The 7,914-nt window shown below is 68.4% G+C and carries 8 protein-coding genes; 3 read left to right on the forward strand and 5 right to left on the reverse strand.

Annotation, left to right across the window (positions count from 1 at the left end):
• Nucleotides 1-162: 162 nt before the first annotated feature.
• The 3 genes from ACFE71_RS13830 to ACFE71_RS13840 all read left to right on the forward strand — a co-directional run bounded on the left by ACFE71_RS13830 (nt 163) and on the right by ACFE71_RS13840 (nt 3,635).
• The gene (locus ACFE71_RS13830) at nt 163-1,356 is read left to right on the forward strand and encodes an acyl-CoA dehydrogenase family protein (RefSeq protein ID WP_375429356.1); all 1,194 of its coding nucleotides are present in this window, start codon (nt 163-165) and stop codon (nt 1,354-1,356) included.
• A 133-nt stretch (nt 1,357-1,489) separates the two neighbouring features.
• Nucleotides 1,490-2,617 carry an acyl-CoA dehydrogenase family protein gene (locus tag ACFE71_RS13835; RefSeq protein ID WP_375429357.1) on the forward strand — a complete coding sequence of 376 codons (1,128 nt, stop codon included), beginning with the start codon at nt 1,490-1,492 and terminating at the stop codon, nt 2,615-2,617.
• Between the two features lie 127 nt (nt 2,618-2,744).
• Nucleotides 2,745-3,635 (forward strand): acyl-CoA thioesterase, encoded by an 891-nt coding sequence (locus tag ACFE71_RS13840; protein ID WP_375429358.1) that lies wholly within the window; start codon nt 2,745-2,747, stop codon nt 3,633-3,635.
• On the opposite strand, the gene ACFE71_RS13845 is transcribed toward ACFE71_RS13840, so the two are convergent.
• The 5 genes from ACFE71_RS13845 to ACFE71_RS13865 form a co-directional block, all read right to left on the reverse strand.
• Nucleotides 3,632-4,429, reverse strand: coding sequence for an SDR family NAD(P)-dependent oxidoreductase (locus tag ACFE71_RS13845; protein ID WP_375429359.1), 798 nt, complete (start codon nt 4,427-4,429; stop codon nt 3,632-3,634). The genes ACFE71_RS13840 and ACFE71_RS13845 overlap by 4 nt on opposite strands.
• Nucleotides 4,426-5,190 carry an SDR family NAD(P)-dependent oxidoreductase gene (locus ACFE71_RS13850; protein ID WP_375429360.1) on the reverse strand — a complete coding sequence of 255 codons (765 nt, stop codon included), beginning with the start codon at nt 5,188-5,190 and terminating at the stop codon, nt 4,426-4,428. Before ACFE71_RS13850 ends, ACFE71_RS13845 begins: the two co-directional genes overlap by 4 nt.
• A gap of 3 nt (nt 5,191-5,193) precedes the next feature.
• Entirely contained in the window at nt 5,194-6,258 is a 1,065-nt protein-coding gene (locus ACFE71_RS13855) for a phosphotransferase family protein (RefSeq protein ID WP_375429361.1), read from the reverse strand.
• A complete protein-coding gene (locus ACFE71_RS13860) occupies nt 6,255-7,340 on the reverse strand; it encodes a Zn-dependent alcohol dehydrogenase (protein ID WP_375429362.1) in 1,086 nt (361 codons plus the stop codon). The genes ACFE71_RS13855 and ACFE71_RS13860 overlap by 4 nt, the downstream gene beginning before the upstream one ends.
• A gap of 115 nt (nt 7,341-7,455) precedes the next feature.
• Nucleotides 7,456-7,914, reverse strand: a 459-nt coding sequence (locus tag ACFE71_RS13865) for an acyl-CoA dehydrogenase family protein (protein WP_375429363.1), incomplete at its 5' end; no start/stop codon positions are given.

Below are 7,914 nucleotides of genomic sequence, written 5' to 3' on the forward strand. Positions count from 1 at the left end.
CGGACTTGCTTCTTTCCCCGGCCTGCCCGCCTGCTCGGTGCCGATCGGCCGCGACACGAACGGCCTGCCCATCGGCGCGCAGGTGATCGCCGACTTCCATCACGACCACACCGCCATCGCCGTCGCCAAGGCGGCGCACGACCTAGTCACGGAGACCACGCCATGACCCACCCGACCCCCGGACTGTCCACCTTCCGCACCGAAACCCGCGCCTGGCTGGAGGAGAACTGCCCGCCCGAGATGCGCGAGCCGCTCCGCTCCGACAGCGACGTGTGCTGGGGCGGACGCAACTTCCAGCCTTCCAGCCCCGCGCAGAAGGATTGGCTCGATCGCATGGGCGCACGCGGCTGGACCGTCCCCGACTGGCCGACCGAATATGGCGGCGGGGGCCTGAGCGCCGCCGAGACCAAGGTGCTGCGCGAGGAGCTGGCCCGCCTCCGCGCCCGCAATCCCCTGAACAGCTTCGGCATTTCGATGCTCGGGCCCGCGCTCCTGAAATACGGCACCGAGGAGCAGAAACTCGACCACCTCCCCAAGATCGCGCGCGGCGAGATCCGCTGGTGCCAGGGTTATTCCGAACCCAACGCCGGCTCCGACCTCGCCGGCCTCGCCGCCTCGGCAGAGAGCGACGGCGACGATTACATCGTCAACGGTCAGAAGGTCTGGACCAGTTACGCCGACAAGGCCGACTGGATTTTCTGTCTCGTCCGCACCAGCAAGGAATCGAAACAGGGCGGGATCAGCTTCGTGCTGTTCGACATGGCCAGCCCCGGCGTCTCGACCAAGCCGATCCTGCTCATTTCCGGCTACTCGCCTTTCTGCGAGACGTTCATGGACGGCGTCCGCGTACCCAAGCGCAACCGCATCCATGACGAGAACAAGGGCTGGGACGTCGCCAAATATCTGCTCGGCCACGAGCGCGAGATGATCTCGGGCATGGGCCTGGGCGGCCAGGGCGAGAGCCCGCTCGTCGCGGGTGCGATCGCGACGATCGGCCTCGACGCCGACGGCCGCCTCGCCGATCCGCTGCTCCGCGCGCAGATCGCGCATTTCGAGGTCCGCACCCAAGCCTTCCGCGCAATGTCCGAACGCTTCATCGACGAGCTCAAGCACGGGACGGCGCACCCCGCCCAGCCGTCGATGATGAAGTATGTCGGCACCGAGCTGAACAAGCACCGCAACGAGCTGATCATGGCGGCGGGCGGCTCCGACGCGCTTGAATGGGAGAGCGACCGCACCAACGGCGGCGCCCCCGCCCGCGCATGGCTCCGCACCAAGGCCAACTCGATCGAGGGCGGCACCAGCGAGGTGCAGCTCAACATCGTCGCCAAGCGCATCCTGGAATTGCCGTCCTGATCTCCCTCTCCCCTCTGGGGAGAAAGTGCCGAGCGTAGCGAAGGCGGGAGAGGGACTGTTCAGAAGACGGTTCTCTGAACAGTCCCTCTCCCCGACCCTCTCCCGCAAGCGGGAGAGGGAGAAGGAACAAGAAATGCCTCTCTTCCTCAATGACGAACAGACCATGCTCCGTGACGCCACGCGCGATTTCGTCGCCGACGCCGCGCCCGTGTCGCACCTGCGCGCGCTCCGCGACGCCGACGACCCGACGGGCTTCTCCCGCGACCTGTGGAAGCAATTCGCCGAGATGGGCTTCACCGGCATCCTGATCGGCGAGGATCACGGCGGCCTCGGTCTCGGCCATGTCGAGGCGGGCGTCGTGCTCGAGGAGATCGGCCGCAACCTGTCCCCCTCCCCCTTCCTCGCCACCGCCGTGGCCGCGGTCGCCGCGCTCAAGGGTACCGCGCAGGCGGAACGCTGGTTCCCCGGCATCGTCGCGGGCGAAACGGTCGCCGCGCTCGCGATCGACGAGCGCGCCAAGTTCGGCGACGCCGTCGGCCTCAAGGCCGAGCGGTCGGGCAACGGCTTCCGCCTGACCGGGGCCAAGCGGTTCGTCACCCACGGCCACGTCGCCGACCTCCTCATCGTCGCCGCGCGCACCGCCGGGTCGGACGGCGACGAGGACGGCGTCACCCTGTTCGCGGTCGAGCGGGACGCCGCCGGCCTGTCCGCCTCCCCCGAGCGCTTGGCCGACTCCTCGATCGCCGCGCGCCTTGAGTTCGACGGCGTCGAGGTCACCGCCGACGCCGTCATCGGCGAGGTCGATGCGGGCCGCGATCCGTTGAACCGCCTGCTCCGCGCGGGCCGCGCCGGCGCGTCGGCCGAGCTCGTCGGCGTCGGCGGCGGCGCGATGGACATGACGATGGGCTACATCAAGCAGCGCCGCCAGTTCGGCACGATGATCGGCAGCTACCAGGCGCTCCAGCACCGCGCCGCGCACCTCTATTCCGAGATGGAGGTCGCCCGCGCCGCCGTCCTCAAGGCGCAGCAGCTGCTCGACGGCGGCGATGAGCGCGCGGACGCGGCCGTCTCCGTCGCCAAGGCCGTAAGCGGCGCGGCGACGACGCTCTCCGTCCAGGAAGGCATCCAGATGCATGGCGGCATCGGCATGACCGACGAATACGACATCGGCTTCTTCATGAAACGCGCCCGCGTGCTGGCCGAGATGTTCGGCGACGCGAACTACCACGCCGACCGGTTGGCGAAGATGGCGGGCTACTGACTTTCTCCCTCTCCCCTTGGAGAGAGGGTCCGGGAGAGGGGCTGTACGGAGAACCGGCGGTGCCCTGAACAGCCCCTCTCCCCAACCCTCTCCCCGCAAGCGGGGGGGAGGGAGTTAAGGAACACGAATGGACCTTCTAACCCCCGCCGACACCCCGCCCGAGCAGCTCGTGCGCGCCCTCACCGACCTTCTCGACGTCGAACAGCTCGATACCGACCTCTATCGTGGCCCCCGCCAGCCCGGTGGCGTCGGTCGCGTCTTCGGGGGCCAGGTCATCGCCCAGGCGCTCCAGGCCGCCGAGCGCTCGACCGACGCGCCCAAGACCGCCCACTCGCTCCACGCCTATTTCATGCGGCCGGGCGACGAGAATCACCCGATCATCTACCGCGTCGTCCGCGACTTCGAGGGTCGCAGCTTCGCCACCCGCCGCGTGATCGCGACGCAGGGCGGCCAGCCGATCCTCAGCCTCACCGCCTCGCTCCAGGTTCCCGAGGGCGGGCTTCATCACCAGGACACGATGCCGGACGTCCCAGGCCCGGACGAGCTCCGCTCCGAGCGCGACCTGCGCGAGGAGATGATCGACGACGTGCCCGAGAAATGGCGCAAGCACCTACTTCGCCCCCGCCCGATCGAGATCAGGCCCACCCACGCGCGCAGTTGGATGCACGCGGAGAAGCGAGAGCCGACCCAGGCGAGCTGGTTCCGCCTGGCCGCCCCGATCGGCGACGATCCGGCGATGCACCGCGCGGTCCTGACCTACGCCTCGGACATGGCGCTGCTCGGCACCTGCACGCTGCCCCACGGCGTCAACTGGATGACGCACAACCTACAGACCGCCAGCCTGGACCATGCGCTCTGGCTTCACGAACCGTTCCGCGCCGACGAATGGCTGCTCTACGTGACCGACAGCCCCTGGGCCGGCCATGCCCGCGGCTTCAACCGCGGCCGCATCTTCGCACAGGACGGCCGCCTCGTCGCGAGCGTCGCGCAGGAAGGCCTGATCCGGCTGCGGGACTAGACTGCCGTGCGCCCGAATTCCTGCTTCGTCACCGGATGGCTCGACGACAGCCCGCCATCGACCGCGATCGCCTGCCCGTTAACGTAGCTCGCATCGTCCGACGCCAGGAACAGCGCCACCCGCGCCAGCTCCTCGGGCTGCGCACCCCGTCGCAGAGGGTTCAGCCGCCCGATCCGATCGCTTTTCCCGGCCTCGCGCGCATAGTCGAACGTCAGCTTGGTCATTCCCGTCTCGGTCAGCCCGGGGCAGATCGCGTTGACGCGGACGTTCGATCCCGTGAGTTGCTGCGCCGACACCTGCGCCAGGTTGATCACCCCCGCCTTTGACGCCGAATAGGCGGGCGACCCCGCCCCCGACCGAATGCCCGCGACGCTCGCGGTTAGTACGATCGCCCCGCCGCCCCGCTGGGCGATATGCGGAGCCCCATGCTTGATCGCCAGGAACGGCCCGATCAGGTTGACGCGCAGCACCTCCGCGATGAGCGCCACGTCCGTGTCGAAGATGTTCGCCATCCCGCCCGAGATGCCGGCGTTGGCGAACATCACGTCCAGCCCGCCGAACTCGGCCACGGCAAGGTCGACCGCGCGGGCGACGTCCTCCTCCAGCCCCGCATCGATGCGGATCGCGCGCGCGGCCCCGCCCGCCTCCGCGATCAGCCGCGCCGTCTCGTCCGCGCCTTCGGTACGGTCGGCGACGACCACCAATCCGCCCTCGGCCGCGAACAGCGTCGCCGCCGCGCGACCGATGCCCGACCCGGCACCCGTCACGATGATAGACTTGTCCCGGAACCTCATATCGTCACGCCCCCATCGACCACGATCGCCTGCCCCGTCATGAAGCTCGACGCGGACGAGGCCAGGAACACCACCGCCCCCGCGATCTCGTGCGGCTCGCCGATGCGCCTGAGCGGCACCTGCTCGTTGGCGGCGCGGATGCGCTCGGGATCCTCCCACAACGCGCGCGCGAAGTCGGTGCGCACCAACCCCGGCGCGACGCAGTTCACCCGCACTCCGCGCGGCCCGTATTCGACCGCGTAATTCCGCGCGAGCTGGAAATCCGCCGCCTTGGAAATATTATACGCCCCGATTACCGACGACCCCTGCAGCCCCCCGATCGACGAGACGATCACGATCGACCCATCCCCGCGCTCCAGCATTTCGGGCGCGACCATCTGGATCAGCCAGTGGTTGGACAGGATGTTGTTGTCGAGCACCTTGCGGAACTGCTCATCGGTGATCGCCGCAAGCGGCCCGTAATAAGGATTCGACGCCGCGTTGCAGACGAGCACGTCGATCCGCCCCAGCCGAGCACGGGTCTCGTCCACAAGACGCTGGAGCGCCGCCTTGTCCGAGATGCTGGCCGCCACCGCGATCGCGGTTCCCTCGCCATACCTCCCGTTCAACTCGGCCGCGACCTCGTCGCACGCATCCTGCTTGCGCGACGAAATCACGACCTTGGACCCGTACTCCGCCAGCTCGAACGCCGACGCCCGCCCGATCCCGCGCGACGACCCGGTCACGATCGCGACCTTACCCGTCAGGTCGAACTGCGACATCGCCTATGCTCCCGCCTTCACCGCGAAGCCCCACGCCGACTCCGCCAGCGCGTCGATGCGCGCGACCGATCGCTCGGCCTGGGCGCTCGACGCGGTGCCGACCTCCATGCGCTTCTTGATGCCCTGGACGATCCCCGTCAGCCGGAACAGGTTGTAGGCGAAATACCACTCGAGGTCGGGCACGCCGTCACGCTCCGTCGCGGCGCAATACCGCTCGGTCACCTCGTCGATCGTCGGAATGCCCGTCTCCGGTCCGGTCAGCCCCATGACTCCCGACCGCCCCTCGGGCTTTGTCACCCAACTCATCAGCATGTATGCGAAGTCGGCGAGCGGATCGCCCAGCGTCGACAGCTCCCAATCGAGCATCGCGATGACGCGCGGCGCCTCGGGCGCGAAGATCATGTTGTCGATCCGGTAATCGCCATGGACGATGCTTGTCCGGGTCTGCTCGGGCACCGTGCGCGGCAGCCATTCGATCAGTCGCTCGACCGGCTCCATCCGCTCGGTCTCGGCGGCGCGGTACTGCTTGGTCCAGCGCGCGACCTGGCGCTCGAAATAGTTGCCGGGCTTGCCGTACTCGCCCAGCCCCGCCGCGACGTAGTCGGTGTTGTGCAGCCGGGCGAGCGTGTCGACGATCTCGTGATAATGCGCGGTCCGCTCAGCCGGGGCCGCGTCCGGCATCGACCCGTCCCAGATCGTCCGCCCGTCCACCATCTCCATGACATAGAAGGCCGAACCGACGACCTCGGCGTCCTCGCACAAGCCGTAAGGTCGCGGCACGGGAAACCCGGTCGGATGCAGGCCCGCGATCACCCGGTGCTCGCGGTCTACCGCGTGCGCGGAGGGCAGGATCGGCCCGAACGGCTTGCGGCGGAGCACGTAGGAGCGCGTCGGCGTATCGAGCCGGTAGGTCGGGTTCGACTGCCCGCCCGCGAACTTGGCATAGGAGAGCGGCCCCTCGAAGCCGTCGACATGCTCCCGCATCCACCCGGAAAGCCGGTGGAGGTCGAGCCGATCCTTTCCCTCGACCGTGATCGTCCCGACCATGCTCGTATCCGCCCCGCTCATGCGAACACCACCACGCTGCGGGTCGTATCACCGGTCCTGAGCTTGTCCATCGCGTCGTTGATCTCCGGCAGGGTTATCCGTTCCGCGACCATCATGTCGAGATCCAGCCGCCCATCCAGATACATCGCGACGAGCCGCGGCATGTCGATCGGGAACTGGGTGGAACCGAGCAGCGACCCTTGCATCTTCTTCCCCGACAGGAAGCTCGGCCCCGGGATAGTCACCGACTTGCCGGGCGAGATCATTCCCAGGATCGTCGCGGTTCCTCCCCGCCTTAGCACCTGCCAGGCGAGCTCCGCCGTTTCGGGCCGGCCCACCGCCTCGATCGCGTAGTTCACGCCCCCCGCCGTCATCGCGAGGACCTTCTTGCCCACGTCCGGGTCGCCCGCGTCGAGCGTGTCGGTCGCGCCCAGCTTTTCCGCCAACGCGCGCTTGTCGGCCACCGGATCGATGACGATGATCCGCCCCGCCCCGGCGATCTTGGCCGCGTTGACCGCCGCGAGCCCGATCCCGCCAGCGCCGATCACTGCCACGGTCTCGCCGGGCTTGAGCTTCGAGTCGTTGAAGATCGCGCCCGCCCCCGTGATCACCGCGCAGCCGAGCAAAGCCGCCTGCACCAGCGGCATTTCCTTCGAAATCGCGACGCAGGCATTCTCGTGCACCAACATCATCTCGGCATAGGCCGACAGGTTCAGGAACGGCGCGAGCGGCGTCTTGTCGGCCAGCGACAGCCTGGGCGGCGCGATCTGCGGCCGCCTGGTCGACGGATCGAGACACAGCGACGGCCGCCCCGAGATGCAGAACTCGCACGTCCCGCAGAACGCGGTGAAGAAGGTGATGACGTGATCACCCGGCTTCAGGTGAACGACGTCGGACCCGACCGCCTCGACCACCCCGGCGGCCTCATGCCCCGGCACCGTCGGCAACGGATGTGGGAAAGTCCCGTCGATAAAATGGAGGTCGGACCGGCACACCCCCACCGCATGCGTCCGGATCAGCACCTCGCGCGCGGCGGGGAGGGAGACGACCACCTCCTCGATCCGGAGCGGTGTCTTGGCTTCGAAAAGAACGGCAGCTTTCATTCGGACCTTTCGTTCAAAACCCGTCCGTCACCCCGGGCCTGACCCGGGGTCCCGCTTCTTCTCTCGGACGGCGGGACAAAGCGGGACCCCGGGTCAGGCCCGGGGTGACGTGAGGTCAGCGCGCGACCGCCATATCGCCGCTCGACAGTTCCTGCCCGCCGCCGGTCTGCACCGGCGTCGTCGACACCGGCCGCGCGGGCGGCGTTGCGCGGTAATCCGCGTACTTCCCGAACTCGTTGCGTGCGATCGCCCGGTTGTGGACCTCGTCCGGCCCGTCCGCGAAGCGAAGTGTGCGGAGCGACGCCCACTGCCCCGCCAAGTCGAAATCGCCTGACACGCCGCCGCCGCCATGCGCTTGCACCGCGTCGTCCAGGATCTTCAGCGCCATGGTCGGCGCCTGCACCTTGATCATCGCGATTTCCAGCTGCGCCGACTTATTGCCCGCCCGGTCCATCATGTCCGCCGCCTTCAGGCACAGAAGCCTCGTCATCTCGATGTCGATCCTGGCGCGCGCGATCCGCTCCTCCCACACCGACTGGCTGGAGATCGTCTTGCCGAACGCGACGCGCGACAG

Origin of the sequence: uncultured Sphingomonas sp. (assembly GCF_964237155.1) — a bacterium.
Lineage (GTDB): Bacteria > Pseudomonadota > Alphaproteobacteria > Sphingomonadales > Sphingomonadaceae > Sphingomonas.

Bases quoted from the DNA above. Each gene is read 5' to 3' on its own strand.
- ACFE71_RS13830 (WP_375429356.1), top strand. From the start codon at position 163: ATGACCCACCCGACCCCCGGACTGTCCACCTTCCGCACCGAAACCCGC.
- ACFE71_RS13835 (WP_375429357.1), top strand. From the start codon at position 1,490: ATGCCTCTCTTCCTCAATGACGAACAGACCATGCTCCGTGACGCCACG.
- ACFE71_RS13840 (WP_375429358.1), top strand. From the start codon at position 2,745: ATGGACCTTCTAACCCCCGCCGACACCCCGCCCGAGCAGCTCGTGCGC.
- ACFE71_RS13845 (WP_375429359.1), bottom strand. From the start codon at position 4,429: ATGAGGTTCCGGGACAAGTCTATCATCGTGACGGGTGCCGGGTCGGGC.
- ACFE71_RS13850 (WP_375429360.1), bottom strand. From the start codon at position 5,190: ATGTCGCAGTTCGACCTGACGGGTAAGGTCGCGATCGTGACCGGGTCG.
- ACFE71_RS13855 (WP_375429361.1), bottom strand. From the start codon at position 6,258: ATGAGCGGGGCGGATACGAGCATGGTCGGGACGATCACGGTCGAGGGA.
- ACFE71_RS13860 (WP_375429362.1), bottom strand. From the start codon at position 7,340: ATGAAAGCTGCCGTTCTTTTCGAAGCCAAGACACCGCTCCGGATCGAG.